We start from the raw sequence: 26,573 nt of genomic DNA on the forward strand, positions 1-26,573 counted from the left end.
AGGAGTTGATAATGTACCTGCTGTTTTTTGCTTGCATTGATTTAGTATTGTTTTTTTGTATTTATTTTTTTCACTCTCTCTTCCTAAAAGGGTTTGGAGTTACTGATGCCATTTTGAACGGTGGTTATGAAATCTTCTGGAGAGTGTTGTCTTTCCAGTTGCTGATTCAGATTCTCTTGTTGCTTTTTTCAAATTTATGGGGCGGACAAAAATTTTTTTGGGTGGTGCTTGCTTCAACAGCTATATCATTTCTTATTGCTAGTGCTATATCTTTCTCCGAAATATCGGCAGTTTGGAAGCTTCTTTGGGTTTCGGCCGAAGATGGTTTGGGGGAAGGTTTTGTGTTGTTGTTGTCCTCATCTTTGGCGTGGTTGTTGTTGAGGGTGATAAGCAATAACTGAAGTCGGTAATTAGAGGTGGAGTATGATCTCTCTAAATGTAGTTTTATTGCTATTTAATTCTAGCTCTGTATTTTGTTGGTAACGTTGTTGCTGGCAGTCGATATCTAGCGTGCAGCGTACAATATTTTTTAGTACGGCTTGAGCATCAATTACAGCTACGATGCGGTGGGCAACCTGCAACAAAAAAGCGACTACGCCAACAGTTACACCTACAACGGCAGCCAACCCAACGCCGTGAGCCAGGTGAGCTTGATTGGCGGTGGCAGCAAAAGCTTTGGTTACGACAACAATGGCAACCGCACCCACGAAAACGGCAGTCAAACCCTGTGGTACAACGCCCACAACAAACCCAGCCGCATTACCCGGCAGGGTACCACTCTGACATTCTCTTACGGGGCGGATTTGGCGCGTTACAAGCAAGTGAACACCACCCGCAACCGCACCACGTTGTATGTGGACAAACTGTTTGAAAAAACCACCGAAGGCAGCACCACCGAATATCGCCTGTTTATTGAAGACATTGCGGTACTTACCCTGGAACAAGGCAATGGTATGCCCACCAGCACCATTGGCTTTACCCACCGTGACCGATTGGGTTCGGCAGTGGCGATTGTGGATCACCTGGGCCTGCTGCAAGAAACACACAGCTATGACCCGTTTGGCAAACCCCGTGCGGGCTCATTGGCGGACAAGCCCAACGCCATAGTAAACAGCCTGTTCACCACCCGAGGCTTTACCGACCACGAACACCTGGACGATGTGCAGCTGATTCATATGAATGGGCGGGGGTACGACTACAATCTGGGGCAGTTCCTGAGTGTGGATCCGTTTATTCACTCGGAGGGTGGCAGTCAGGGAATGAACCCTTACTCCTATCTGTTGAACAACCCGCTGTCTGGAACGGACCCCTCTGGTTATGATGGGGTTCAGGAGACAACGGAAGAAAAAATAGACCAACCTGTTACAAGTGAGCCCGAAGTTATTGGTGAGGTGACTCGAACGGGCTCTCGTATTCGGCGTAAAGTAACAAAGACAGTGACAACCACTGTTGGTGCTGGGGGTAAGGTATCTGTTGAGGAAACCATATCTATTAATGGTGTTGGAGCTATACCGGGAGGGGCTGCAAACAACTATTCTAAGAGTAGTTTCGAGGCTACGGCTACGGGCAGTATTGGAGCTCAAGGTGGTCGGGGGAATGTTGATAGCCAGTCTGGGGCGGCAGATAGTGGCTCAATTAATGCTGGTTCAGAAGGGCGTAGTAGCATACTAGCCAATCAAAGAGAGAAGTGGTCAGACCGCACTGAAGTAACTAATGTTGACTTGCGATTATCTGAAGAAACGGTCAGTACATATACTGGTTATAGGTATACAAGACTTTTGAATAACCAACCATTTCCTGGCTACCCTGGGGACTCTAATCAGAGCAATCGCTTGGAGCGTCGATGGGAGGCTTTGGATGAGTTACTCTATGTAGAGTGGGAGCTAAAGTTATCAACAGTAAACTTAGTTCGAACATGGAGAGAAATAACAACGATCTGGCAGGTAAACTCTCAGGGAGATATTAGAGGCCTTGGACAGAGATCTGTTAATCGACGAGAGATCGTCGGCACCTATCAAAGAGCCCATTCTGCGAGTTTTAATGGGATCGTTAATGGCTTCTTAGTACATAGTAGCGATGTAGAAATAGTTCCATATGAATGGATAGAAGGGCTGAGGTGAAGTTGATGATGCTAAAAGTAGCGATATTGACAATGGCGGTTGCTGTAGCAGGGGCTTCCCTAGTGGGAAGTGGAAAAAAAACAGACTCGCTGGCACCTTTCGAAAACGATGATCTATATTTTATGATTTTTGATGGTTGTGATTCTGATGTGAGGACATTTTTGGAGTTTGTCTCAAGCCTTGACGGTGTCGATGCAAGTTTTCACTTACTAGCTGTACGGCCTCCATCTATGCCCTTTGTTAAAGGCGTTTTGACTTTGAAAAGTGATAAATACGATCGCATTTATCTTACCAATCTATACAGTTCGATTGAGAATGCTTGCTTTCCGAATAGCTACCTGGATGTGGATTTTTCTGAAGGTGTGAGCTTGGAAAAATTTGAAGAAGTCGTGAAATTTAACAAACGAGTGAATATCGAAAAACATATGATATTCATTGATAAGAATAAGTCGAGATTGTTCTTTTGGGACAATAATAAAAAATATCCGAGTTCAGAGTAAAAATTTTACCATAATTCTTATAAAATTATGGGGTTGATGTTTTTTGGTATAGCTGTGGCGAGCTGAACAGTGAAGTCAATACCAGCCAAGAAACCATCATTTATCAGTACTATATTCTGAAAGTTCGTAACTGTTTCTGTGTGAAGCGCACGAACGGCGCTGGGTTGTCGAGGAGAGCTTATCCGTTAAGGAGTTAAATATATGACAACCGATGGTTTTTTACTGAGCTTCGAGTTATCACAAGATGGTGATGAATTAAGCATTCATTTCGATGATTTAGGTCTAAATAATCTAATCTCTGTACTTCTTCAGATTAAAGAAAAAGCAGGCCATGAACATCTTATGACCCCAAGTTGGGGTGGCAATGAACTTTCAGAAGATAGGCAGTCAGAAGAAAGTCGGCTTCTTAATAGAATTACGCTTCACAAATGGTAGTGGTAAAAACTGCACTTTGAAATAAATAAGAATACGTCGAATTAGCGAAAACAGCTGTACAAGTTCAATCCCTGTGAAGAATAAATACAATGAAAGAAGTCGAATTTAAAGTGTCTGGTATCGATGAGGTAAGAGCTTTGCATCGAGTCATTATGGCAGCTAAATTCTCTGAACCTCCTCGGGATGATGTTATATGTGGAAGTCCTTTTGTTGCTGAACTTGCGAATCGAGTCGTCGATTTTCTTATGGAATATGATGAGTCCGTTAATCCAAGCTTTTCTGAGAGTTGGAAGGCCTGGAGGACGGCTGATCCGTCAAGAAGGGAGTGGAAAGTTGCATTATCAGCCATTGATTTGGGCGCTTGGCGATCATTCAACGAAGATTCTAGGAAAAAATTTGCTGAATTATTAATGAGCCCGTTAAAACTATCTGATGTGTACTTGGAGGAATTTTTAAAATCTGTAGATCAAAGTATGGATAGTGGCTAGACGGTTAAAATTACAATAAGTGAGGTTAGGCTTGATCTAAATCCTAACCTCACCCATATTTTTACTCCTCACACTCATAACAGCGCAAATAATACCCCTTGGGATCATTAAGGCTGTTTAAGCTCTCCATCAGCGGCTCGGCGGTTTGAAAAAGCTGATTTGAAAACACAGTATCCAGGTCAAACCAGCTGCTAATAGCGGCATTGCGTGATAATTCCAATAGCAGTGCTTCTTCAAAACTCAGTGGTTTTTCCACCAGTACTACTTTGTAACTGGAGATATCTGCCAATTGTGCCGCCGCATCAATGGCTTGCTGCAAATCGCCCAATTCGTCCACCAGCCCCAGCTGTTTCGCTTTGGCGCCAGTCCATACACGCCCTTGGGCAACTTTGTGCACTTCTTCGGTGGTGCTGTTGCGGCCTTCGGCAACCAGTGTCAGGAATTTTTGGTAAATGCCATCGACTGCCGATTGCACCACGGCAGCGGCTTTGTCGTTCATGGGGCGTGTTGGGTCGCCAAAGCCGGCCAGTTCGGTGGTGGCGATGCCGTCGCTGTTAATGCCCAGTTCCGCCAGGCTATTTTCCAGGGTGGGAATAATGCCAAACACACCGATAGAGCCGGTGATGGTGGTGGGTGATGCCCATATTTGATCCGCATCGGCGGCAATCCAGTAACCACCAGAGGCGGCTACGCTGCCCATGGAAACCACCACCGGAATGTTCTGCGCTTTAATTTGCAGCAATTCCTGGCGGATCACTTCTGAGGCATAGGCGCTGCCCCCTGGGCTGTCTACCCGCAATACCAGCGCTTTTACCGCTGGGTCGTTGCGAACCTGGTAGAGCAACTCTGCCAGGCTGTCGCCGCCGATGGTGCCGCTGGGTTGGTCGCCGTCTTTGATTTCACCGCTGGCAACCACCAGAGCAATTTTGTCTTCCTTGAACATATTGTCGGCAATGCGTTGCGCCTGAATATCTTGCAAGTAGCGCCCCATGGAAACTCGTTTGTAGCTGCCGTTGCGGTTTTCACCAGCCACTTCAATCAACGCATTAACCATTTGTTGCTCGGTGGCCAATTCGTCCACCAAGTTGTTTTCCAATGCCAGCAGGGCGGTGTCTCCGGCCCGCTTTTGCAACTCGGTATCCATAGAGTTGATGTAATCAGTAATGGCGCCCTTTGGCAGTTCACGCAGCGCTTCTACCTGGCTGGTGTAATCTGCCCACAGCTGATTTAGCCACTCGCTGTTGTGCAGCTTTGACGCTTCCGACATATCGCTGCGCAAAAACGGTTCTACGGCGTCTTTAAAACTGCCCACTTTGAACACGTGAACGTTGATCTTCAGTTTGTCCAAAGCGTCTTTAAAATAAGGACGAAAGCGGGCGAAGCCCATCACTTCAACGGCGCCAAAGGGGTTGAGCAGAATCCGGTCCGCGTGGCTGGCCAAAAAGTACTGGCCTTGGCTGAAGTTGTTGCCAACGGCAATAACCTGTTTGCCACTAGCGCGAAACTGTTGCAAGGCTGCGCCCACATCCCGAAGTTTGCTAAACCCGGCACCGGATAAATTGTCCAGATCCAGTACCAGTGAATTGATGCGCTGATCATTAGCGGCTGCACGAATACTGTCCAACAGGTCGCTCAACAGGGTTTCCTGTGGTTGGTCGCTGGCAATCAGGCTCATTGGGGACGGGGAAATGGTGCGTTGTTCCACAATGGTTCCGTTGGGAGCGATCAACAGAGCTGCGCCCTTGGGAATAGGCTGTGGGCGTGAAAGCAAGGCAATGGCAACGCCGCCAATAACCAGAATAACCACCACCGAAATAATCAGCCGTGCGATGCCTTTTAACAGACCCAGCAGCGTGCCGCCAATAAACCCAAAAAATCGCCGGAAGATTCCTTTGCGTTTTTCACTCATTGTCGCTTTCCTCGCTGCTGTGGTCGTTTTTTGAGTTTTCTGCCATTGCCTGTTGATAGCGGTGGCGCTGGATACTGCGGCTGTACAGCATGGCGCTGATAAACAGGGTTACCACCCACACCATTTCCAGTATATCCAGTGTGCTGGGTTCTGGTTTGAACAGGTTCAGGGTAATACCAGTAAAGTAAATCAGGCACACGAAGCAGAGCATGGAAAGGGTTTTGTGGCGCTGTTTAATCATGCCCGGTAAAAAAATCAGCAGCGGTGCCAAGGTGAATAGCTGTACGGGCCAGGGAGATTGCCAGCCATTGATCGCCAGGGTGACCCACAGGCCAACATAGCTCAGCCAGCAAAGGTTTTTAAACACTATAAAGCCCGTATTGGTGGGCATATCGGTTGTACTCATAGATTAATCCGCCAGTTTTTTGGCCAGGTTCGCCAAGCGCTTGCCCAGAGCAATGCAAAGTTGTGCTTCGTCGTCGGTAATGGTTGTTGCGCTGTCGCTGCCTGCGGTGTGAGAAGGGCCGTAGGGGGTGCCGCCACTTTGGGTGTGGTGCAGGGCGGCCTCGGAGTAGGGCAGCCCGGCAATCACCATGCCGTGGTGTAACAGAGGAACCATCATGGTTAGCAGAGTGCTTTCCTGGCCCCCGTGCAGGCTGCCGGTAGAAGTAAATACCGCTGCCGGTTTGCCAATGAGGTCGCCGTTTAGCCAGTGCTCACCGGTGCCATCCAAGAAGTACTTGAGTGGTGCTGCCATGTTGCCAAAACGGGTGGGGCTGCCCAGTGCCAAGCCACTGCAATTGAGCAAATCTTCGTAGCTGGCGTAAAGGTCGCCAGATTCTGGAATGTCTGGCTCACTGGCTTCGCAATTGGCAGAAACCGCTGGCACGGTGCGCAAGCGGCCTTCCAGGCCGGCGGCTTCCACACCCTGGGCAATCAGCTCTGCCATGGCGCGTGTGTTGCCAGAGCGGCTGTAGTAAAGAACCAGTACGTAGTTTTCGCTCATTGGGTTTTCCTGGGTCACCCGCTGTTGTGTGAGGGTGACAGTATTGAGGGCGACAGTAAGGCTTACAAAATATCCAGCACCGCTTCCGGTGGCCGGCCCAGTGCGGCTTTGTCGCCGTTGACCACAATCGGGCGTTGGATCAGTTTCGGGTGTTCTGCCATGGCTTGAATCAGTTGCGCGTCGCTCAATTCCGGGTTGGCCAGGTTGTTGTCTTTGTAGGCTTGTTCGCCCGTGCGAATCAACTGCCGCGGGCCGATGCCCAACTTGGCCAGCAAGTCGGTGATTGCATCGGCATCCGGTGTGTTTTCCAGGTAAAGAACCACGGTGGGCTCAATGCCTTTTTCTTCCAGTAATTGCAGTGTTTGTCGAGATTTGGAACAGCGGGGGTTGTGATAAATGGTGGTCATAGATCGGTTGGCTACCAGGTCAGTGGAATTGGAGCAGTTTTGTGTGCTGTAATCAGGCGATACATTCTAAAGGGATTCACTTCCATGAGCCAATGGCACTCGAAACCTCTGGGTTTTTTGGAGACTTGCTGGCAATTCCTTTGCCACTTGACGCGGCGCTTCTTTAGCGACGGTTGCCAGGAAAGTGCCGCTGCGCTCACCTACATGACCTTGTTTGCGTTAGTACCCATGCTGACGCTGATGTTTGCCATGTTTTCTCTGGTGCCGGCTTTTCAGGGGCTTGAGGGCAAGTTGCAGTCTTTGCTGTTCAGCAATTTTTTACCGGAGACGGGCGCTGATACCGATACCGGGGTTCGTGTTCAGGAGTACCTGACCGGGTTTATGGACCAAGCGCGCAAGCTCAGTGTTGTGGGTATTGGTGTGCTGATTATCACTTCCTATCTGATGTTGGCCAATATCGAAAAAACCTTTAACAGCATTTGGGGAACCGCCGGTGGCCGCAAGGGCTTATCCAGCTTTTTGCTCTATTGGGCCATTTTAAGTTTGGGGCCGGTGCTGATTGGTGTGGGGCTATCCATCAACGCTTACGGGTGGATTGACCAGTTTTTGCTGGGGGATTCCAGTAATGCTCAAGTTGGTGCAACGCTGTTGCAAGTACTGCCGTTTTTGTTTGCCTGGGCGGCGGCTACATTGCTGTTTGTGGCGGTGCCCAACTGCAAAGTGCAAATTCGTTTTGCATTGATTGGTGGCTTAATCACGGTACTGTTGTTTGAGGTGTTGAAAACGGCATTCGGTTGGGTGGTAACGCATTCCAGTTACCAGGAAGTGTATGGCACCTTTGCGGTAGTGCCGTTGTTTCTGTTGTGGATTTATTTAATCTGGACACTGGTGTTGCTGGGCGCGGAACTGGTGCGCGGCCTGGAAACCTTTAAAACCTCGGTGCGCGGTTACAGTTATCCAAACCTGGTGGCCGCACTGATGATCTTTGCGGAAGCCAGCGGGCGGCAACGACATGGCAACTCCATATCGGATCAACACATGCTGCAGGCGGGTTTGGATCAATTGCACTGGCAACAGTTGCGCGACCTTTTTCTCAAGCACAGCATACTGGTCGAAACCGCCGGTGGCGGTTATGTGTTAGCACGGGAAATGCATCTGATGACCTTGGGTGAACTGATAAGTTTGTTCGGGGAAAATTTTTCCACCGAGCCTTCTGAAGCCGCCTGGTTGGCGCTGGAACGCTACCACTGGTGTAGCCAACTGCAACAGTTGCTCAACGGCTTTCGTGAACACTCCGCTGACATTATGGCGATGAATCTGGCTGACTTACTCAAGGAGAAGTCATGAGCGAGGCGGTAAAAGCCGTGCGCGGCTATGTTACGGGCAAGGTGCAGGGTGTTTGGTTTCGCTACTCTGTTCAGCAAAAAGCGTTGCCCCTGGGTGTCTGTGGTTACGCCAAAAACTTGCCAGATGGCCGTGTTGAAGTACTGCTTTGCGGTGAGGCGAAAAACCTGGCTGAAGTCCAGAAATTTGTGTCTACAGGGCCAGAGCAGGCCCGTGTGGATAACCTGCAATGGCAAGAGGTTGAAGCTGAACCGCTAACAGGGTTTGATATTTTCTAGGGTCTGTTGAGGTTTCATACCCACCTCTGCTAAGAGCGATTTTTGTGCTCAACAAGGCGTAAAGATTGCCGTGTAGTCATTCTACATAAGCGATTTACAACGCAGTGGAGCGCACTTTCCATTTTTAAGAAAGGAGCCTCAGCCCCATACGTTTAATAAAAGGGGTTGGGTCTGAAAAGGCGCCCCTCGTTGTTGCTCGTCGCTCATTTGGAATGATCAAACCACACGACTCGCGTCTAGATGGACGTCTTTTCAGCCGCCAACAGTGGCGGATATGAAACCTCAACAGACCCTAGCCTTGCCCCGTTCGGGGTATAACCCTGTGTTTTTGCGCTTGTCTACAGTGGTTCAACGTTACTTCCCTGGAACAGACAATGGAAAACCTGCGCAAGTTTTACATCGATGGCCAGTGGGTCGAACCACTGAAGGCCACTGACTATCCCGTCATAAATCCCGCTACGGCACAGCCATTCGCGACCACGGTGCTGGGCGATGCGGCGGATGTGGAGCGAGCCATTGCCGCTGCCCGCGCTGCTTTTGAATCGTTTTCTCAAACCAGCCGCGAGCAGCGCCTGGCTATGCTGGAACGGCTATTGGCTGGCTATATGGCCCGGTACGATGAGTTCGCTGAGGTCATTACCCAAGAGATGGGCGCACCTATCGATTTTTCCAAAGCGGCTCAGGCGGATACCGGGCGAGGTCATATTCAGGCAACCATCGATGCTTTAAAAGAGTATCAATTTGAAGAAAACACCAGCAGTGCTCGTGTCGTCAAAGAGCCTATCGGTGTGTGCGGCTTTATTTGTCCTTGGAACTGGCCCATCAATCAGGTGGTTTGCAAAGTGGCGCCGGCCATTGCTGCGGGTTGTACGATGGTGGTTAAGCCCAGCGAAGAGACGCCAGTATCCGCCATGCTGTTTGCCGAGGTGGTCCATGAAGCGGGTATTCCCGCTGGCGTATTCAATATGATCAACGGCACTGGCCCTGATGTGGGTTCGGTGCTGTCCACTCACCCGGAAGTGGATATGGTATCGCTCACCGGCTCTACCCGTGTGGGCTCACTGGTGTCAAAAGCGGCTGCAGAGTCCATTAAGCGAGTGGCGTTGGAATTGGGCGGTAAGTCGCCGAATTTGATCCTCGATGATGCGGACATGGAGCAGGCGGTGAAGTGGGGAGTATTTAACTGCTTCGAAAATACCGGCCAGTCCTGTAATGCGCCTACCCGAATGCTGGTTCCTCAATCACATTATGAGCAAGTGCTGGATATCGCCACCCGCATCGCGGCTAAAGTGCAGGTTGGTGACCCCACCAAAGAGGGGCGTCATATTGGCCCGCTGGCGAGCCAAAAGGGTTACGAGAACGTACAGCGTTATATTCAAAAGGGCATTGAAGAAGGGGCGCGTCTGTTGTGTGGTGGCTTGGGCAAACCGGAAGGTTTTGAGCAAGGGCATTATGCCAAACCGACTATTTTTGCGGATGTAAATAATGCGATGACCGTCGCCCGGGAAGAAATTTTTGGCCCGGTGCTGTGCATCATTCCCTATGGCAATGAAGAGGAAGGCATCACCATTGCCAACGACACCGACTACGGTCTGGCGGCCTATGTGCAAGGTTCAGATCAGGAGCGTTGTCGCCGTGTGACTCGTCGGCTCAAGGCGGGTATGGTGCACCTCAATGGCGCTTATCAGGATTACGACGCTCCGTTCGGTGGCTATAAACAATCCGGTAACTGCCGGGAGTGGGGGGCTTACGCGTTTGAGGACTTTCTTGAGATAAAAGCCATAAATGGCTTTTAAAGCTGCGGGCTTCTAGCTACGGGCTGCGGGCAGTGCGGTAATTATCTGTCATTCTGAGCGTAGCGAAGAATCTCGTATATCAATGCGATAAGGAGAACCTTCGCTGCGCTCAGGATGACAATTACGCTGGGGCTGCCCGCAACCCGTAGCCCGCAGGATATTCCCGTTCAGGGAAAATCCCTACCCGAAGCGATTACTTAAGGTGGCCCAAATGCTTACCGACAACCTGCAGTGTTGGCTTTAACAACCTTGGGCTGGCGGCTACCACATGCCCATTTTCCATGTAATTTTCACCGCCCTGGAAGTCGCACACCAGGCCACCGGCTTCTTTAATCAGCAGTACCCCAGCGGCAATATCCCAAGGCTTCAGGTGCATTTCCCAGAAGCAGTCAAAGCGGCCTGCGGCCAGGTAGGCGAGATCCAATGAGGCCACGCCGATGCGTCGAATGCCCGAGGAGTTTTCTGCCAGTTCTTTCATGCAGGCCAGGTAGTTGTCCATCTCGCTAAACGAGGGCTCACTGAACGGCACACCGGTAGCAATCAGCGCGCCTTCCATAGAGGTGCGCCCGGTCACGCGCAGGCGACGGCCGTTGAGCTGCGCGCCGCGGCCTCGGCTGGCGGTAAATTCTTCGTTTTTGAATGGGTCGTAAACCACCGCGTGTTCCAGACGGCCATTGACCGAGCAGGCAATGGAGACGGCACAGTGAGGGATGCCACGAATAAAGTTGGTGGTGCCATCGATGGGGTCGATGATCCACAGGTGATCGCTATCCGGATTGCCGGTTTCGCCACTTTCTTCACCGAGGAAACGGTGATCTGGGTAGGCTTTGCTGAGGTGGTGCAGTACCTCGCGCTCTGCGGCCTTGTCGATTTCGGTGACAAAGTCGTTGTGGCCTTTCTGCTGGATTCTGACTTTATCCAGTTGTTCAGTGGCGCGCACAATCAGCTCGCCTGCCTTGCGCGCCGCGCGCAGGGCAATATTTACCGTGGGTTCCATGGCTGTTCCCGATAGCGTTGAAGTCTGTAAAGAACGCAGCGCAGCATTGGTGCCGGCTGGGCGCGGGATTCTAGCAGAGTTGTTGTAACGAGGAAAACCGGTTCCAGTGGTCGTGGCTACTAGCTGTCACATACTCTTAATAGTGTTAGAATCCGCGCCGATTTTTCGAGGCCGTTATGACAGATATTCTTAAGCAGATACGAGTGGTATTGGTAAATACTACCCACCCCGGCAATATCGGCGGGGTAGCCCGCGCCATGAAGAATATGGGCCTGGAAAAGCTGTATCTGGTGGAGCCCAAAGAGTTTCCTTCCCGCCGGGCATTCCAGCGGGCAGCCAATGCCCTGGATATCCTCGATAATGCGGTGATTGTAAATACCCTGGATGAAGCCTTGGTGGATTGTGGTTTGGTGGTGGGTACCAGCGCTCGCAGCCGCGGCATTCCCTGGCCCATGCTCAACCCCCGTGAATGTGGTGAAAAGGCAGTATCAGAGGCCAGTGAGCACGAGGTAGCATTGGTGTTCGGTCGCGAAGACCGCGGCCTGACCAATGAAGAGCTGCAGCGCTGCACCTATCATGTACATATTCCCACCAACCCGGATTACAGCTCCCTCAACTTGGCGGCGGCAGTGCAGGTGCTGACCTACGAAACGCGTATGGCGGCACTGTTGGCGGAAGAGGGGGCGTTGCCTGATCTCAACGACTGGGATATTCCCCCCGCCAAACACGACGCTCTGGAGCGCTACTACGAACATCTGGAGCAGGCGCTGGTGGATATCGATTTTCACAACCGCGACAACCCCCGCCAAACCATGGCCCGGCTGCGGCGGCTCTACGGGCGTATTCGTCTGGATGAAATGGAGCTGGCGATTTTGCGGGGCATGCTGACCTCTATTCAACGGGCAGCGCGCCAGCTGACTCAAGTGTTGGGCAATAAAAATGACCCTGAAAACCCATAGTATTTAATTCCTACTAAAATAGTACATTATTTACTTGACTAAAAAACTCGGGTTTTCGATAATGGCCCTCGGTTCAAGCGATTTTGAGTACTGCTATGAGGCTCACAACCCGAGGACGTTACGCCGTTACTGCCATGTTGGATTTGGCCCTGCACGGCGATGCCGGCCCCATTAGTTTGGCGGATATCTGCAAACGTCAGGGCATTTCACTGTCTTATTTGGAACAGCTGTTTGCCAAATTGCGTCAGAACGGACTGGTGTCCAGTGTTCGTGGCCCCGGTGGTGGTTATCGCCTGAGCAGAGAGTCCAATCGCATTGATGTGGCGGCTATTATTGACGCGGTTAATGAATCGGTAGACGCTACCAGTTGTTCTGGCAAGGGTAACTGTCAGGACGGCGAAATTTGCTTAACTCACCACCTGTGGCAGGAGTTGAGCGAGCAAATCTATCAATTTCTCAGTGGTATCAGCCTGGCGGATTTAACCGCCCGCGCGGATATCCAGTCTATTTGCCTACGCCAAAATAAAGTGGCCGCGGTAAGTGGCGAACCTTTAATTGCAGCCAGCGGGCATTGATGTCAACAGACCCTAAGCCCATTATCAGTAAGGTGTTTTAACCCATGCATTTGCCGATTTACTTTGATAACGCAGCCACTACCCCTGTTGACCCTCGGGTGGCGGCAAAGATGGCCGAGTGTCTGACCACTGAAGGCGCTTTCGGAAACCCTGCTTCCCGTTCCCATGCGTTTGGCTGGCAGGCGGAAGAGCTGGTTGAAGAAGCCCGGTGCCACATTGCCGACCTGATCAATGCGGACCCGCGTGAAATTGTCTGGACATCTGGCGCCACCGAATCCGACAACCTGGCGATTAAAGGCTGTGCGCACTTCAACCAGAAACGCGGCAAGCACATTATTACGTCCAAAATTGAGCACAAAGCGGTGCTGGATACTTGCCGCCAACTGGAGCGGGAAGGTTTTGAAGTGACCTACCTGGAACCAGATAGCGACGGCATTATTCAGCCTCAGGTGGTGGCCGATGCCATTCGTGAAGACACCACAGTAGTGTCACTGATGCACGTGAACAACGAAGTGGGCACCATTAACGACATTTCCGCCATCGGTGAAATTTGCCGTGAGCGAAAAGTGTTTTTCCATGTGGATGCGGCCCAGAGCGCTGGCAAAATTGCCATTGACCTGGAAGCCATGAAGGTGGACATGATGTCTTTCTCCGCTCACAAAATATACGGCCCCAAAGGCATGGGTGCTCTGTATGTGCGCCGCAAACCTCGGGTACGTATTGAGGCCCAGACTCACGGCGGTGGCCACGAGCGAGGCATGCGCTCCGGTACCCTGGCTACCCATCAGATTGTTGGCATGGGTGAGGCGTTTCGTATTGCTCGTGAAGAAATGGCCGCTGAATCACTGCGCTTAAACGCACTGCGCGACCGCCTGTGGAATGGGCTGAAAGGTATTGAAGAGGCGCACCTTAATGGCTCTGAAGACCACCATGTGCCAGGTCTGTTGAACGTCAGCTTTAACTTTGTAGAGGGTGAATCTCTGATTATGGCCCTCAAGGATCTGGCAGTATCTTCGGGCTCTGCCTGTACATCCGCCAGCCTGGAGCCTTCTTACGTGCTGCGCGCCCTCGGTTTGAACGATGAACTGGCTCACAGCTCCTTACGCTTCAGTATTGGCCGCTTCACCACCGAGCAAGAAGTGGATTACGCCATCGAAAAAGTGATTCACGCGGTGGCCAAGCTGCGGGAGCTTTCGCCCCTGTGGGATATGTACAAAGACGGTGTCGATTTAGACCAAGTTGAATGGGCAGCGCATTAAGCGCTGTTGGGAGAGATAGAAATGGCTTACAGCGAAAAAGTTCTGGATCACTACGAAAATCCCCGCAATGTGGGGAAAATGGACGACAAATCTGAGAATGTGGGCACCGGCATGGTGGGTGCTCCGGCTTGTGGTGATGTGATGCGCCTGCAAATCCAAGTGAGTGACGAAGGCGTGATTGAAGACGCCAAGTTCAAAACCTATGGTTGTGGCTCTGCCATTGCCTCCAGTTCCCTACTCACCGAGTGGGTAAAAGGCAAAACTTTGGAGGAGGCCGGTGAGATCAAAAACACCGAACTGGCCGAGGAACTTGCATTGCCGCCGGTGAAAATTCACTGCTCGGTATTGGCGGAAGATGCCATCAAGGCAGCCATTAAAGACGTGCGCAAAAAGCGCGGTGAAGAAGACCAGTAACGCAGTCGTAACAGCGGAGCAGTAGCTATGGCGATCACTATGACACCGGCAGCGGAAGAGCACGTACGCAGTCACCTGCTAAAAAGAGGTAAGGGGTTGGGTATTCGTTTGGGGGTGCGCACCTCAGGCTGTTCCGGCTTGTCTTATGTGCTGGAGTTTGTCGACGAGGCGGATGATGCGGATACGGTGATTGGTGACGAGGTAAAACTGTTTATTGATCCGAAAAGTTTCGCTTACCTGGATGGCACTGAACTGGACTTTGTTAAGGAAGGGTTGAACGAAGGTTTTCAGTTCAATAATCCCAATGTCAAAGACGAATGCGGTTGCGGTGAGTCCTTTCACGTATAGTCGTCATTCCCGCGAAGGCGGGAATCCATGTGAATTAGCGATCTGAATTTTATGAATTTCCGCCTCTGCGGGATGAAAAGAGTAAGCCAAAGAGTCTGAAGGTGGATTAGCGTAAATGCTATCCACCTTTGTTGTATTTAAGATCGGTGATTGTGTTGGAAAACGGCAACAGCTTTTTTGAAATTTTTGGCATTTCCCAAATCTATGAATTGGATGCCACTCAGTTAGCAGCCCGCTACCGCGAGTTGCAGCAGCAGTTTCATCCGGATCGTTTTGCGGACAAGCCCGAGCGTGAGCGCAATCGCGCGGTGCAGTGGTCAGCCACTATTAATCAAGCCTTTGATACCCTCAAATCCCCTTTGAAGCGGGCGCAATACCTGCTTGCTGAGAAGGGCTTTGATAGCACCGGAGAGTCTACGATTAGCCGCGACCCTATGTTCTTGATGGAGCAGATGGAGTTGCGAGAATCCCTAACCGATGTGCGCGATAATGACGATCCTTTTGCGGCCCTGGATGAGTTACGCAGCAGAGTGAACGGTGATTACCGGGAGCAGCAGGCGTGTTTTGCTCAGTACTATGATGCCAGCCAGTACGACGAGGCGCTGGATGTGGTTGCAAAGATGCAATTCTCCAGTAAATTGCTGGCAGAAATGGATTTGTTGGAAGAAGATTTGGACGACTGCTAATTTAATGACGGCCAAAAGCCAATACTTAAAAAGTTTGATTGAAATTTATGAGCTTGCTGCAAATTTCCGAACCGGGACTTTCCCCAGAACCCCATCAACGTCGCCGCGCTGTCGGCATTGATTTGGGCACCACCAACTCCCTGGTGGCGACCGTGCGCAGTGCCAGTGCGGAAACCTTGCCTGATGAGCAGGGGCGTCATTTGCTGCCGTCGGCGGTGCGCTACAGCGACGATGGGGCGACTGTTGGCCATAGTGCCCGTGAGGCCGCTTCCAGCGACCCATTGAATACCTTGCTTTCGGTGAAGCGCTTTATGGGGCGCGGTCGGGAGAATGTGGTTTCCCTGGGCAGCGAGTTGCCTTACCAGCTGGCAGATGGGCAGGGCATGGTGCGCTTTGACACCGCTGCCGGTACTGTCAGCCCGGTTGAGGCTTCTGCAGAAATACTAAAAACACTGGCGGTGCGGGCAGAGGCAACTCTGGATGGCCCGCTGGACGGCGCTGTGATTACTGTGCCTGCGTATTTTGACGACGCCCAACGTCAGGCCACCAAAGACGCCGCCACACTGGCTGGCTTAAAAGTATTGCGCCTGCTGAACGAACCGACCGCCGCGGCGGTGGCTTACGGCCTGGATCAGCAAGGCGAGGGCATTATCGCGGTTTACGACCTCGGTGGTGGCACCTTTGATATTTCTGTACTGCGGCTTTCCCGAGGTGTATTTGAGGTATTGGCCACAGGCGGTGACTCTGCCTTGGGAGGAGACGATTTTGATCGTGCCTTGGCCCAGTGGCTTCAGCAGCAGGCAGGCTTAGGCGAATCCTTAACACCGGTGCAGCAGCGTCAATTATTGGATGCAGCACAGGCGGCAAAAGAAAATTTGTCCGTTAACGAGTCGGTTGCGGTGGATGTGCTCGGCTGGCAGGGGCAAGTTACTCGCCAGCAGTTAAATGAATTGATTGACCCTCTGATACAGAAAACCCTGCGTGCCTGCCGCAAATCTTTGCGAGACGCGAGCCTGGATGTGGCGGATGTGGACAATGTGGTGATGGTGGGTGGCTCCACCCGGACGTTGAGAGTTCGGGAGAGAGTTGGTGAGTTGTTTGGCAAAGCCCCGCTGACGGATATCGACCCGGATCGGGTAGTGGCTATTGGTGCGGCTTTACAGGCGGATGTGCTGGTAGGCAACAAGCCCGACGACGAAATGCTGTTACTGGATGTGATTCCTCTTTCCCTTGGGCTGGAAACCATGGGCGGTCTGATGGAAAAGGTCATTCACCGCAATACCACCATTCCAGTGGCCAAGGCTCAGGAATTTACCACCTACAAAGACGGCCAGACAGCCATGGCCATTCATGTGTTGCAAGGGGAGCGTGAGCTGGTGGCAGACAACCGTTCACTGGCCCGCTTTGAGCTTCGCAATATGCCGCCTATGGCTGCGGGGGCAGCAAAGATTCGCGTGGCCTTCCAGGTGGATGCGGATGGTTTGTTGAGTGTATCTGCCAAGGAGCTGACCAGCGATGTGGAAGCTCATGTGGAAGTTAAGCCTTCTTATGGTCTCACCGACAATGAAGTGACCGCCATGCTGCAAGATTCCTTTGAGCATGCCAGGGACGATATGCAGGCTCGCGCCCTCAGGGAGCAGCAAGTGGAAGCGGAGCGCTTGGTGGAGGATTTAACTGCGGCACTGGCTCAAGATGGCCAGGCGCTGTTGTCGGAAGATGAATATCGGTGCCTGGAAGTGTCTGTTAAAGAGCTGGCGGAATTTGCCCGCAGTGATGACCATCGCGCGATCGCCCGCCATATCGAAGCGGTGGCCAAGGCCAGCGAAGAGTTTGCTGCTCGCCGTATGGACAGCAGTATCCGTAAGGCACTGGCGGGCCAACACCTGAATGATTTGGAAGAAACCTAGATGCCAAAAATCGTATTTATGCCCCATGAGACCATTTGCCCAGAGGGCAAAGTGGTTGAGGTTGAACCGGGAATCAGCGTCTGCGATGCGGCCCTGAAAAACGGTATTCATATTGAGCACGCCTGTGAAAAATCCTGTGCCTGCACCACTTGCCACGTGCACGTTCGCGAGGGCTTTGAATCTCTGGAAGAGGCGGACGAGCTGGAAGAGGATTACCTGGATAAAGCTTGGGGTGTCGATCCGGATTCCCGCCTCAGTTGCCAGGCGTTGGTGGCCGAGGAAGATTTGGTCGTGGAGATTCCCAAGTACACCATTAATATGGTGTCGGAGAATCACTGACAACCTACATAGAGGTGTTAACCCCATGAAGTGGACCGATACTCTGGATATTGCCATCGAACTGGCGGACAGTAAGCCGGATGTAGACCCCCGTACAGTGAACTTTGTTGACCTGCGCAACTGGGTGATGGCCCTGGATGGTTTTGACGATGATCCCAATCGCTGCGGGGAGCGTATTCTGGAAGCGATCCAGATGGCCTGGATGGATGAACTGGATTAACGCTTCGCAATGACGAGATGCCGTTTTACGGGCACAAATCATTTGCGGTTAAAGTTGTCGCGAGCGTAAAATAACTCCAGCGAGCATCACACACTATAACAAGTCGCGGGGATTCTATGAGCTCTAAAGAGGAGCTTTATAAGGTATTACTGGAGACGTCTCCCTACGGCACTCTGTTCTTTGTCTACGGCGTCTGCATTGAATGCAACCACAAGGCGATTACCTTGCTGGGCTGTGAGCGCAACCATTTGATCGGTGCGTCTCTGGACGAAATCTCTGGCGACGAATCCTCCGCCCTTATTGACCTAAAACTGCAGCTAAAGCGCGCTGTAAACAGCGATCAGAAGCGTTTGCAGTGGCACTGCCCACAGCCTTCTGGGGACAGTGTTGATATTGATCTTTGCATTGAGTCGGTTCCCAACAACCCTCGCGAATTTGTGGTGACCTTGATTGAGGCCCGTGATAACCAAGTGGCCCAACCGGTTCCGGAATCCCAACCCACGCCTCAAGTACAGAATATACCCGAAGAGCCAGCAGCTGAGCTGCCCGCCAGCGAGCCAGAACAGCAATTGCATGTGGCTATGGATGCTGCCGCTGAAGTGGTTGAAGAGTCACCCGTTGAATCCGTCGTCGAACCTGTCAAAGAAGAGATTACAGAACTAGAGCAAACCCTCAGTGAGCCACTGCCAGAGTCAGCTGATTCCCGGCAAACTCATCAGGAGCGGGTATTTGATGGGCTGACCAAACTCCCCAACCGACAGTTTTTGATTGAGGCGCTGGATAAGTACTTTGACAGTACCCGCGACCGGGAAATCTGCGGTGCGCTGTTGATGATTGACTTGGATAACTTCAAGGATATCAACGATTCCTGGGGCCACACCGTAGGCGATCAGGTGGTGAAGAAGGTGGGCTCCGCCATTGCCCATATTGTCCGCGGTGACAACGTGCTGGCGCGCCTGGGTGGCGACGAATTTGTGCTGTTTATTCCGCAGATATCCGACAGTGTTTCACAGGCTGCCTGGGACGCTCAGGCCATGGCTGAAAAGGTGCGGGAATCCATTGCGACCCCCATTTTTATCGATGGCCACGAACTGATTCTGACCGCCAGCATTGGTATTGCCTTGTTGACCGATCGGGAGCTGACTTCCGAGCGGGCACTGCAGTACGCCGACAGCGCCATGTACGAATCCAAGCGCAAAGGGCGCAATGGCATTGCCTTTTTTGACCCCTACATTACTGAAAAAGCCCAGCGCCAGATTGGCCTCAACATTCGCTTGCGCAAGGCGCTGGATAACCAGGAGTTCGCGCTTTATATCCAGCCACAGATTGAAGTGGGAACCGGTCGGGTAATGGGTGGTGAGGCGCTGCTGCGCTGGGTGAATACCGAAAAAAGCCACAATATGCCCTCGGAGTTTATTCCGGTGTTGGAATCCTCCGGGCTGATCGTCAATGTTGGTCACTGGGTTATCCGCACCGCTTGTGAATATCTACGTAACTTTATCGATGAAGGCTTGTGGCGTGACGGCATGCAGATGGGCATTAATATCAGCCCCCGCCAGTTCCGCGACCCGCAACTGTTGGAAGTGGTGCAGCACAGCATCACCAGTTACAACGTCGACCCGCGCCACCTCAACTTTGAAGTGACTGAAAATTTGCTGATCGAAGATGTGGATGAAGTGGTGAGCAAAATGAAGGCCATCAAGTCGCTGGGCTCTTGCTTCTCCATCGACGACTTTGGTATTGGCTACTCATCCATGATTTATCTGAAACGGTTACCTTTCGACCATCTCAAGATTGATCGGGAGTTTATCCGCAATATCCACCGCGACCCGGAAAGCCGCGGCGTGGTTGAGGCCATTATGGCGGTATCTCGCCAATACGGCCTTCAGGTAATCGCCGAAGGCGTGGAGAATGCCGAGGCCCTGAATGTGCTCACTAAAGTCGGCTGCGACAGCTATCAGGGTGCCCATTACAGCATGCCGGTACCGGTGGATCGTTTTCGCGAGCTACTGGTCGCTTGATTGTCGTCATCCCCGCCTGTGTGGGAATGACGTATTTGAATTTTTGCCAATCACAGCAAATGTTTCAGGGTAAGGAAGACTCCCATACCGACCACCAGAGTAAAGACGTGGTTTCGGGTAAAGTGAGCCACAACGGCAGCGGCTGCCAGCCCTGCCACCTCAGCAATAGTAATCACCAGATTTCCGTCTTTATCGATCAACAGTGTCACCAATAAAGCCGATAGAGTCGCTGGGGCGACGTACTGCAAGGCCCGCTGTAGCGCTTCAGGCATTTTCCGATTGGCAAAAGCCAGAATAAACACAGCCCGGCACGCGTACGTGCCAAGGCCAACAATAACAATGGCAAGCAGCGGACTCATGGCTTTAGCCTCTCGGTAATGATGCCTGCGACAACACCGGCTGCGGCGCCGATCAGCAATCCCGTGCGATTTGGCAATTCGATGCAGGCCAATGTGACACCGGCACCGACAAGGGCGGCAACCAGTTTGGGAGACTTGTCGATACCCAATACGATCAGGCCTAAAAATAGCACCGGAACCGCAAATTGCAGGTGCCAGGATTCCGGCACCTGTGGGCCCACCAGCAAGGCAAAGGCGGTGGTGAGCTGCCATATCACCCAAAAAGTAATGCCTGTGGTCAGATAGTAAATTCGAAACGCATCTGGGTGGTCAGCGTTTCGCAACATGGCCAGAGCAAACACCTGGTCAATCAGCAGGTAGGGGCCAAAAAATTGCATCCATCGGGGTTGTTTTTGAAAGCTGGGTGCGATGGCGCCGGAGTACATCAAATGCCTGGCATTGACCACCAGCGCTGCGCCAATGGCAGCAATAGCGGTTACCCCTGAGCCCAGTAGGGAAATCAACGTCATTTGCGCCGCCCCACCAAAGATAAGCCATGAGCTTGACCAGCCAATAACTGGGTGGATGCCGGCACTGATGATTGCCAGTCCGATCACAAACGCAAAGGGCACGGCTGGCAGACACAAGGGTAGGGTATCTGTCAGAGCTTGGCGGATGATTTTGGTGTGCTGCATCGAGGTAGCCTTTAATCGAATGCTGATTCGGCCAGAACCATACCAGTTTTGCGCGTCCTTTGTTTGTTGGCTTACGGTTGTCACCGGGCCTTGTGAAGAGTAAAATTCGCCCCCGATTTTCAAGGGCTGGCAGTTTGCCGGTCACTCCCTAACAGTACGTTTATTCTGGAGAAAGCAACTCATGGCAGTTCAACGCACTCTGTCTATCATCAAGCCCGACGCCGTGGCCAAAAACGTGATTGGCGAAATCGACGCTCGCTTTGAAAAGGCAGGCCTGAAAGTCGTCGCTATGAAAATGGTACGCCTCAATGAAGAAACCGCTGGCGGTTTTTACGCCGAGCACAAAGAGCGTCCTTTCTTTCCTTCGCTGATCGAGTTTATGACTTCTGGTCCTGTGGTTGTGCAGGTGTTGGAAGGTGAAAATGCGGTTGTCGCTAACCGTGACCTGATGGGTGCCACCAATCCTCAGGAAGCCGAAGCTGGCACTATTCGCGCCGACTTTGCTGAAACCATCGACGCCAACGCGGTACACGGTTCCGATTCCCCGGAATCCGCTGCTCGCGAAATCGCTTACTTCTTTAACGCAGACGAGATCTGCGAACGCTAAGAGTGCACGATGTCTGATACAACGGCACCCGATGCCGTAAAAGAAATGTCAGCGCAGCCCGAGAAGGTTAACCTTCTCGGGCTTTCTGCTGAAAAGCTGGTGGCTTTTTTTGCTTCTATCGGTGAGAAACCGTTTCGCGCCACTCAGGTGTTGAAATGGATTCACCAACTTGGCGCAGAAAACTTTGAGCAGATGACCAATCTCTCCAAGGCGCTGCGCGCCAAGCTGGAAGAAACCGCAGAAATCCGTCCTCCAGAGGTGGTCAGCCAGCAGGATTCCAGTGATGGCACCCGAAAATGGCTGATCCGTGTCACCGGTGGCAGCTGTGTGGAAACCGTGTTTATCCCCGATGGTGATCGCGGAACCTTGTGCGTGTCTTCCCAGGTGGGCTGCTCTCTGGATTGCAGTTTCTGCGCCACTGGTAAGCAAGGTTTTAACCGCGACCTCACCGCCGCCGAAATCATTGGTCAAGTATGGATTGCCGCCAAATCTTTTGGCCAGCTGGAGGCCAAAGCGGATCGTACCGTTACTAACGTTGTGATGATGGGCATGGGTGAACCGCTGCTCAATTTTGACAACGTGGTGGATTCCATGAATCTGATGCTTAACGACAACGCCTATGGCTTGTCGAAGCGCCGAGTGACATTAAGCACGTCTGGTGTGGTGCCGGCACTGGATAAACTCGGCGATGTCACCGATGTATCTTTGGCCATTTCCCTGCACGCGCCCAACGATGAATTGCGCAACGAGCTGGTACCCATTAACAAAAAGTACCCGATTGCTGTGCTGCTGGATTCCACCAAGCGCTATCTGGAAAAAATGCCCGATACCCACCGCAAAGTGACGGTGGAGTACACTTTGATCGACCAGGTGAATGACCGCCCGGAACACGCTCGCCAGCTGGCCGAGTTGATGCGGGATGTGCCTTGCAAGATCAATCTGATACCCTTTAACCCGTTCAGCCTGTCCGACTACAAACGGGTCAGCAATAACTCGCTGCACCGCTTTCGGGATATTTTGTACAAGGCAGGCTACACTGTGACCGTTCGCACCACCCGTGGCGATGATATTGATGCCGCTTGTGGCCAGCTAGCCGGTACGGTGAATGATCGCACCCGCCGCAGTGAACGCTATCGCCAGCAGGCCGATGCCACTCAAGCTGTGCGAATTGTCGATCGTTGATTAATGGGGTAGTACAGAGGTTTGTCATGAAAATCCGGGGCTTGTTGGTACTTTGTGCGTTAGTAGCCATAAGCGGTTGTGTGGTGGAAGAGTCCACTTCGCGAGGGCCTGTCGAGGCTGTTGACCAGAAGAAAGTTGTGGAAAAGCAGATTGATCTGGGCTTTCGCTACATTGGCCGCAACAACTTGGAAAAAGCCCGTTTTCATCTCGGCAAAGCGCTGGCCATTGACCCCAACTCCGCCCAGGCCAATACCGGTTATGCGTTGATTTACCACCGGGAAGGGGAAACTGACCTGGCGGAGACGCATTTTCGCAAAGCGTTGAAAGGCGGTGGCAATAACACTCGGGCGCGCTTTTATTACGCGGTGTTTTTGGTTGAACAGCAACGCTATCCGGATGCAGAGCGGCAGCTGCTGAAAGTCACCGAAGATGTAAACTTTAACAACCGTGCATTGGCGTTTGTCAGTCTCGGACAAGTACAGCTCAAGCAAGATAACGGCGGTAGTGCCCGCGGTGCCTTCGAAAAAGCAGTGCGCCTCAATGGTAATATGGCGCAGGCTTACCTCGAACTGGCGGATCTCGATTATCTGGATGGTCATTACGACTCCAGTGCTTTTTACTTGGGGAACTATCGCCGTCTGGTGCCCAGGCTCAACGCCCGAAGCTTATGGCTGGGGGTGAGGGTAGAGCATCGTCGCAATAATCGCGATGCTGAAGACAGTTACGGTTTGGCATTGGAAAAAATGTTTCCCAACTCCAAAGAAAATCGCGCTTATCAACAGTGGCGCAACAATCAGTAGGGTAGATATTTAGTACACGTCCTGTGGGCATCACATGCAAGATAATAATAAAGATCAGAATTGTGACAAGGAGGGGAGTAGTGACAGTTGGCGGACGCCGGGCATTGTGTTGCGCAAGGCCCGGCGGCAGAAAAACCTCAGTGAAGATGAGGTTTGCCGGGAATTAGGCTTTCGAATTGGCGTATTAAAAGCCCTGGAAAGTGACGACCTGGAACGCTTGCCCACAGATGTGTATGTGCGTGGTTATATTCGCAGCTATTGCAGCTTGCTGGAAATTGATGAACAACCGGTGCTGGACAGCTACACCAACTACTGCCAGCAGGTGAAAAATGCCGAAAATGGTGATAGCGCGCCTCTTGAGCGCAAAGCTGCGTTGCCCTGGTGGAAAAAGCCACTGGCCTGGCTGATTGTCGGCGTGGTGTTAACGGTTTTAACAGCCCTATGGTGGCTGAGTAGATAGAGTGGTCATTCATGCAGTTTGAATCCCCAATTGTACGACGCAAAACCCGGCAGATTATGGTGGGTGATGTACCCGTGGGTGGCGGCGCCCCCATTTCGGTGCAGAGCATGACCAACACCGAAACCACCGATGTGGCGGCCACAGTGGCTCAGGTTAACGCTATTCATGAAGCTGGTGCCGACATTGTGCGGGTATCGGTACCCTCCATGGATGCCGCAGAAGCGTTTGGTGAAATTCGCAAGCAAGTGTCGGTACCACTGGTTGCTGATATTCACTTCGATCACAACATTGCCCTGCGGGTGGCCGACCTGGGAGTGGATTGCCTGCGTATTAATCCCGGTAATATTGGCCGCGAACATAAGGTGAGGGCGGTGATCGACAAGGCCCGCGACCTCAATATTCCACTGCGTATCGGTGTTAATGCAGGTTCTCTGGAAAAAGACCTGCAACGCAAATACGGAGAGCCCACACCGGATGCCTTGGTGGAATCTGCCATGCGTCATGTGGACATCCTTGACCGCCTGGACTTTCAGGACTTTAAAGTCAGCGTTAAGGCGTCAGATATTTTTATGGCGGTGGGGGCCTATCGTAAATTATCTGACAAAATTGAACAGCCCTTGCACCTGGGTATTACCGAAGCCGGTGGTTTTCGCTCCGGTGCGGTCAAATCCTCTATTGGCCTGGGCATGCTGTTGATGGACGGTATTGGCGACACCATGCGCGTATCGCTGGCCGCCGATCCGGTGGAAGAAGTTCGGGTAGCTTGGGATATGCTGAAAAGCCTGCGCCTGCGCTCGAAAGGCATCAACTTTGTGGCTTGCCCCAGCTGCTCCCGGCAGAATTTCGATGTGGTAAAAACCATGAACGAGCTGGAAACCCGCTTGGAAGATGTTACCACACCCATGGACGTGGCGGTGATTGGCTGTATCGTCAACGGCCCCGGTGAGGCCAAAGAAGCCGACCTAGGTTTAACCGGCGCTTCCCCCAGTAACCTGGTGTATATCGACGGTAAACCGGATCACAAGATTGGCCAGGACAACCTGGTGGACAATCTGGAAAAACTGATTCGCGACAAAGCCGCTGCCAAGGCAGCAGAAAACGAACAAATTATTGCCCGCTCAGATTCCTGATACCCGCTGAGAGCATCGCGCACGATACCTATTTTACGGAACTCAAGTTGAAAAAAATCCAATCTCTGCGGGGCATGAATGACCTGCTGCCCACCGATTCGCCCAGCTGGCAGTATCTGGAATCCACCGTACGCACATTGTTTGCCCAATACGGCTATAACGAAGTGCGCACCCCACTGGTGGAACAAATTGATCTGTTCAAACGCTCTATCGGTGAGGTTACCGATATTGTCGAAAAAGAGATGTACGCGTTTGAAACTCTGGGCGGTGAGCAGGTATCCCTGCGCCCGGAAGGTACCGCTGGTGTGGTGCGCGCCTGTGAACAACACGGCCTGTTGCACAACCAGACCCAGCGCTTGTGGTACCTGGGGCCAATGTTTCGCTACGAGAAGCCACAAAAAGGCCGGTTGCGTCAATTTCACCAGTTTGGGGTAGAGGTATTTGGCCTGGAAGGGCCGGACATCGACGCTGAAATTTTACTGATGACCGCCCGCCTGTGGCGACAGTTAGGCATTGCCGACAAAGTGACTTTGCAGCTGAACTCCTTGGGTACCTCTGAATCCCGGGCGCGCCACCGCGCTGCTCTGGTGGATTATCTGACCCAAAACAGCGATCAACTGGACGCCGACAGCCAACGGCGTTTGCAAACCAATCCGTTGCGCATCCTCGACAGCAAAAACCCGGCTATGGCGGAACTGCTGGAGGCGGCTCCCAGTTTGCAGGACTACATGGACGACGAGTCCCGCGAGCACTTTGCCCGACTGTGCCAGATACTCGATGCTGCCGGTGTTGCCTACGAAGTGAATCCGCGCCTTGTGCGGGGGCTCGATTACTACAGCCGCACCGTTTTTGAATGGGTTACCGATAGCCTCGGTGCCCAGGGCACCATTTGCGGTGGTGGACGTTACGATGGTCTGGTGGAACAGTTGGGTGGTAAGCCCACTCCAGCAGTTGGTTTTGGTATGGGTGTAGAGCGTTTGGTATTGATGCTTGACGCCCTCGAAGTGGTGCCGGATAGTATCGGCCAAAATTTGGATGTGTACCTGACTGCGGTTGGCGACGTTCAGGTGGCTGCACTGACTCTTGCGGAGCAATTGCGCAGTGCCTGCCCGTCACTGCATATCCAGTGTCACAGCGGTGGTGGCAGCTTTAAAAGCCAGATGAAAAAGGCCGACAAAAGCGGTGCTCCCGTGGCTTTGATTCTCGGTGAAGACGAAGTGGCGGCGGATACCGTGGCGGTAAAATACCTGCGCGAGCAGCGCCCTCAGGAAACCTTAGCCAGCGATGAGATCGGCGGGTTACTGAGTAGCTATTTCAAGCGTTGAATATTAAAGATTTGATTTTAGGAAAGGT

Annotated in this window: 31 protein-coding genes; 24 read left to right on the top strand and 7 right to left on the bottom strand. The window is 52.2% G+C overall.

Annotation, left to right across the window (positions count from 1 at the left end; genetic code table 11):
• Positions 1-11: 11 nt before the first annotated feature.
• From KFE80_00035 to KFE80_00055, 5 genes are all read left to right on the top strand, one after another.
• Complete coding sequence (locus KFE80_00035) at positions 12-401, top strand: hypothetical protein (GenBank protein ID UTW45360.1); 390 nt, start codon at positions 12-14, stop codon at positions 399-401.
• 138 nt (positions 402-539) lie between these two features.
• A complete protein-coding gene (locus KFE80_00040; protein ID UTW45361.1) occupies positions 540-2,120 on the top strand; it encodes an RHS repeat-associated core domain-containing protein in 1,581 nt (526 codons plus the stop codon).
• Positions 2,121-2,125: 5 nt separating this feature from the next.
• A complete protein-coding gene (locus KFE80_00045; protein ID UTW45362.1) occupies positions 2,126-2,620 on the top strand; it encodes a hypothetical protein in 495 nt (164 codons plus the stop codon).
• A gap of 201 nt (positions 2,621-2,821) precedes the next feature.
• Complete coding sequence (locus KFE80_00050; GenBank protein UTW45363.1) at positions 2,822-3,055, top strand: immunity protein 32; 234 nt, start codon at positions 2,822-2,824, stop codon at positions 3,053-3,055.
• An 89-nt stretch (positions 3,056-3,144) separates the two neighbouring features.
• Positions 3,145-3,543, top strand: coding sequence for a hypothetical protein (locus KFE80_00055; GenBank protein UTW45364.1), 399 nt, complete (start codon positions 3,145-3,147; stop codon positions 3,541-3,543).
• Positions 3,544-3,604: 61 nt separating this feature from the next.
• On the opposite strand, the gene sppA is transcribed toward KFE80_00055, so the two are convergent.
• From sppA to arsC, 4 genes are all read right to left on the bottom strand, one after another.
• Entirely contained in the window at positions 3,605-5,452 is a 1,848-nt protein-coding gene (gene sppA / locus KFE80_00060) for a signal peptide peptidase SppA (GenBank protein ID UTW45365.1), read from the bottom strand.
• The gene (locus KFE80_00065; protein ID UTW45366.1) at positions 5,445-5,858 is read right to left on the bottom strand and encodes a DUF2069 domain-containing protein; all 414 of its coding nucleotides are present in this window, start codon (positions 5,856-5,858) and stop codon (positions 5,445-5,447) included. Before KFE80_00065 ends, sppA begins: the two co-directional genes overlap by 8 nt.
• A gap of 3 nt (positions 5,859-5,861) precedes the next feature.
• Complete coding sequence (wrbA, locus tag KFE80_00070; GenBank protein UTW45367.1) at positions 5,862-6,458, bottom strand: NAD(P)H:quinone oxidoreductase; 597 nt, start codon at positions 6,456-6,458, stop codon at positions 5,862-5,864.
• A gap of 62 nt (positions 6,459-6,520) precedes the next feature.
• The gene (gene arsC, locus KFE80_00075; GenBank protein ID UTW45368.1) at positions 6,521-6,865 is read right to left on the bottom strand and encodes an arsenate reductase (glutaredoxin); all 345 of its coding nucleotides are present in this window, start codon (positions 6,863-6,865) and stop codon (positions 6,521-6,523) included.
• Positions 6,866-6,949: 84 nt separating this feature from the next.
• On the opposite strand from arsC, the gene KFE80_00080 reads away from it, so the two are divergent.
• From KFE80_00080 to KFE80_00090, 3 genes are all read left to right on the top strand, one after another.
• Positions 6,950-8,212, top strand: coding sequence for a YihY family inner membrane protein (locus tag KFE80_00080; protein ID UTW45369.1), 1,263 nt, complete (start codon positions 6,950-6,952; stop codon positions 8,210-8,212).
• Positions 8,209-8,487: an acylphosphatase gene (locus tag KFE80_00085; GenBank protein UTW45370.1), complete on the top strand. Its 279-nt coding sequence runs from the start codon at positions 8,209-8,211 to the stop codon at positions 8,485-8,487. The genes KFE80_00080 and KFE80_00085 overlap by 4 nt, the downstream gene beginning before the upstream one ends.
• A gap of 374 nt (positions 8,488-8,861) precedes the next feature.
• Positions 8,862-10,283 carry an aldehyde dehydrogenase family protein gene (locus KFE80_00090; protein ID UTW45371.1) on the top strand — a complete coding sequence of 474 codons (1,422 nt, stop codon included), beginning with the start codon at positions 8,862-8,864 and terminating at the stop codon, positions 10,281-10,283.
• A gap of 193 nt (positions 10,284-10,476) precedes the next feature.
• Here KFE80_00090 and KFE80_00095 read toward each other — a convergent pair whose 3' ends face one another.
• Positions 10,477-11,280 carry an inositol monophosphatase gene (locus tag KFE80_00095; GenBank protein UTW45372.1) on the bottom strand — a complete coding sequence of 268 codons (804 nt, stop codon included), beginning with the start codon at positions 11,278-11,280 and terminating at the stop codon, positions 10,477-10,479.
• Between the two features lie 176 nt (positions 11,281-11,456).
• On the opposite strand from KFE80_00095, the gene trmJ reads away from it, so the two are divergent.
• From trmJ to KFE80_00145, 10 genes are all read left to right on the top strand, one after another.
• Positions 11,457-12,239: a tRNA (cytosine(32)/uridine(32)-2'-O)-methyltransferase TrmJ gene (gene trmJ, locus KFE80_00100; GenBank protein ID UTW45373.1), complete on the top strand. Its 783-nt coding sequence runs from the start codon at positions 11,457-11,459 to the stop codon at positions 12,237-12,239.
• 95 nt (positions 12,240-12,334) lie between these two features.
• Positions 12,335-12,814 carry a Fe-S cluster assembly transcriptional regulator IscR gene (gene iscR / locus KFE80_00105; protein ID UTW45374.1) on the top strand — a complete coding sequence of 160 codons (480 nt, stop codon included), beginning with the start codon at positions 12,335-12,337 and terminating at the stop codon, positions 12,812-12,814.
• Positions 12,815-12,858: 44 nt separating this feature from the next.
• Complete coding sequence (locus tag KFE80_00110; protein UTW45375.1) at positions 12,859-14,073, top strand: IscS subfamily cysteine desulfurase; 1,215 nt, start codon at positions 12,859-12,861, stop codon at positions 14,071-14,073.
• 21 nt (positions 14,074-14,094) lie between these two features.
• Positions 14,095-14,487: a Fe-S cluster assembly scaffold IscU gene (gene iscU / locus KFE80_00115; protein ID UTW45376.1), complete on the top strand. Its 393-nt coding sequence runs from the start codon at positions 14,095-14,097 to the stop codon at positions 14,485-14,487.
• A gap of 27 nt (positions 14,488-14,514) precedes the next feature.
• Positions 14,515-14,835 carry an iron-sulfur cluster assembly protein IscA gene (gene iscA, locus KFE80_00120; protein ID UTW45377.1) on the top strand — a complete coding sequence of 107 codons (321 nt, stop codon included), beginning with the start codon at positions 14,515-14,517 and terminating at the stop codon, positions 14,833-14,835.
• Positions 14,836-14,963: 128 nt separating this feature from the next.
• Entirely contained in the window at positions 14,964-15,521 is a 558-nt protein-coding gene (hscB, locus tag KFE80_00125) for a Fe-S protein assembly co-chaperone HscB (GenBank protein UTW45378.1), read from the top strand.
• Between the two features lie 47 nt (positions 15,522-15,568).
• The gene (gene hscA, locus KFE80_00130) at positions 15,569-17,428 is read left to right on the top strand and encodes a Fe-S protein assembly chaperone HscA (protein UTW45379.1); all 1,860 of its coding nucleotides are present in this window, start codon (positions 15,569-15,571) and stop codon (positions 17,426-17,428) included.
• Positions 17,429-17,767: an ISC system 2Fe-2S type ferredoxin gene (fdx, locus tag KFE80_00135; protein UTW45380.1), complete on the top strand. Its 339-nt coding sequence runs from the start codon at positions 17,429-17,431 to the stop codon at positions 17,765-17,767.
• Positions 17,768-17,792: 25 nt separating this feature from the next.
• Entirely contained in the window at positions 17,793-17,987 is a 195-nt protein-coding gene (gene iscX, locus KFE80_00140) for a Fe-S cluster assembly protein IscX (protein ID UTW45381.1), read from the top strand.
• Positions 17,988-18,103: 116 nt separating this feature from the next.
• A complete protein-coding gene (locus KFE80_00145; GenBank protein UTW45382.1) occupies positions 18,104-20,008 on the top strand; it encodes an EAL domain-containing protein in 1,905 nt (634 codons plus the stop codon).
• 50 nt (positions 20,009-20,058) lie between these two features.
• Here KFE80_00145 and KFE80_00150 read toward each other — a convergent pair whose 3' ends face one another.
• On the bottom strand, positions 20,059-20,367 hold the full coding sequence (locus KFE80_00150) for an AzlD domain-containing protein (protein ID UTW45383.1): 309 nt from the start codon (positions 20,365-20,367) through the stop codon (positions 20,059-20,061).
• Positions 20,364-21,041 carry an AzlC family ABC transporter permease gene (locus tag KFE80_00155; GenBank protein ID UTW45384.1) on the bottom strand — a complete coding sequence of 226 codons (678 nt, stop codon included), beginning with the start codon at positions 21,039-21,041 and terminating at the stop codon, positions 20,364-20,366. The genes KFE80_00150 and KFE80_00155 overlap by 4 nt, the downstream gene beginning before the upstream one ends.
• A gap of 181 nt (positions 21,042-21,222) precedes the next feature.
• Between KFE80_00155 and ndk the strand changes: the two genes are divergently transcribed.
• The 6 genes from ndk to hisS are packed head-to-tail and all read left to right on the top strand — an operon-like array spanning position 21,223 to position 26,545.
• A complete protein-coding gene (gene ndk / locus KFE80_00160) occupies positions 21,223-21,648 on the top strand; it encodes a nucleoside-diphosphate kinase (GenBank protein ID UTW45385.1) in 426 nt (141 codons plus the stop codon).
• Between the two features lie 45 nt (positions 21,649-21,693).
• Positions 21,694-22,830: a 23S rRNA (adenine(2503)-C(2))-methyltransferase RlmN gene (gene rlmN, locus KFE80_00165; GenBank protein ID UTW46557.1), complete on the top strand. Its 1,137-nt coding sequence runs from the start codon at positions 21,694-21,696 to the stop codon at positions 22,828-22,830.
• Positions 22,831-22,856: 26 nt separating this feature from the next.
• Complete coding sequence (gene pilW / locus KFE80_00170; protein ID UTW45386.1) at positions 22,857-23,630, top strand: type IV pilus biogenesis/stability protein PilW; 774 nt, start codon at positions 22,857-22,859, stop codon at positions 23,628-23,630.
• Positions 23,631-23,664: 34 nt separating this feature from the next.
• Positions 23,665-24,090: a helix-turn-helix domain-containing protein gene (locus tag KFE80_00175; GenBank protein ID UTW45387.1), complete on the top strand. Its 426-nt coding sequence runs from the start codon at positions 23,665-23,667 to the stop codon at positions 24,088-24,090.
• A gap of 11 nt (positions 24,091-24,101) precedes the next feature.
• Positions 24,102-25,220, top strand: coding sequence for a flavodoxin-dependent (E)-4-hydroxy-3-methylbut-2-enyl-diphosphate synthase (gene ispG, locus KFE80_00180; protein UTW45388.1), 1,119 nt, complete (start codon positions 24,102-24,104; stop codon positions 25,218-25,220).
• A 47-nt stretch (positions 25,221-25,267) separates the two neighbouring features.
• Complete coding sequence (gene hisS / locus KFE80_00185) at positions 25,268-26,545, top strand: histidine--tRNA ligase (GenBank protein ID UTW45389.1); 1,278 nt, start codon at positions 25,268-25,270, stop codon at positions 26,543-26,545.
• The last annotated feature ends 28 nt before the right edge of the window (positions 26,546-26,573 follow it).

Source organism: bacterium SCSIO 12696 (genome assembly GCA_024397955.1).
GTDB lineage: Bacteria > Pseudomonadota > Gammaproteobacteria > Pseudomonadales > Porticoccaceae > SCSIO-12696.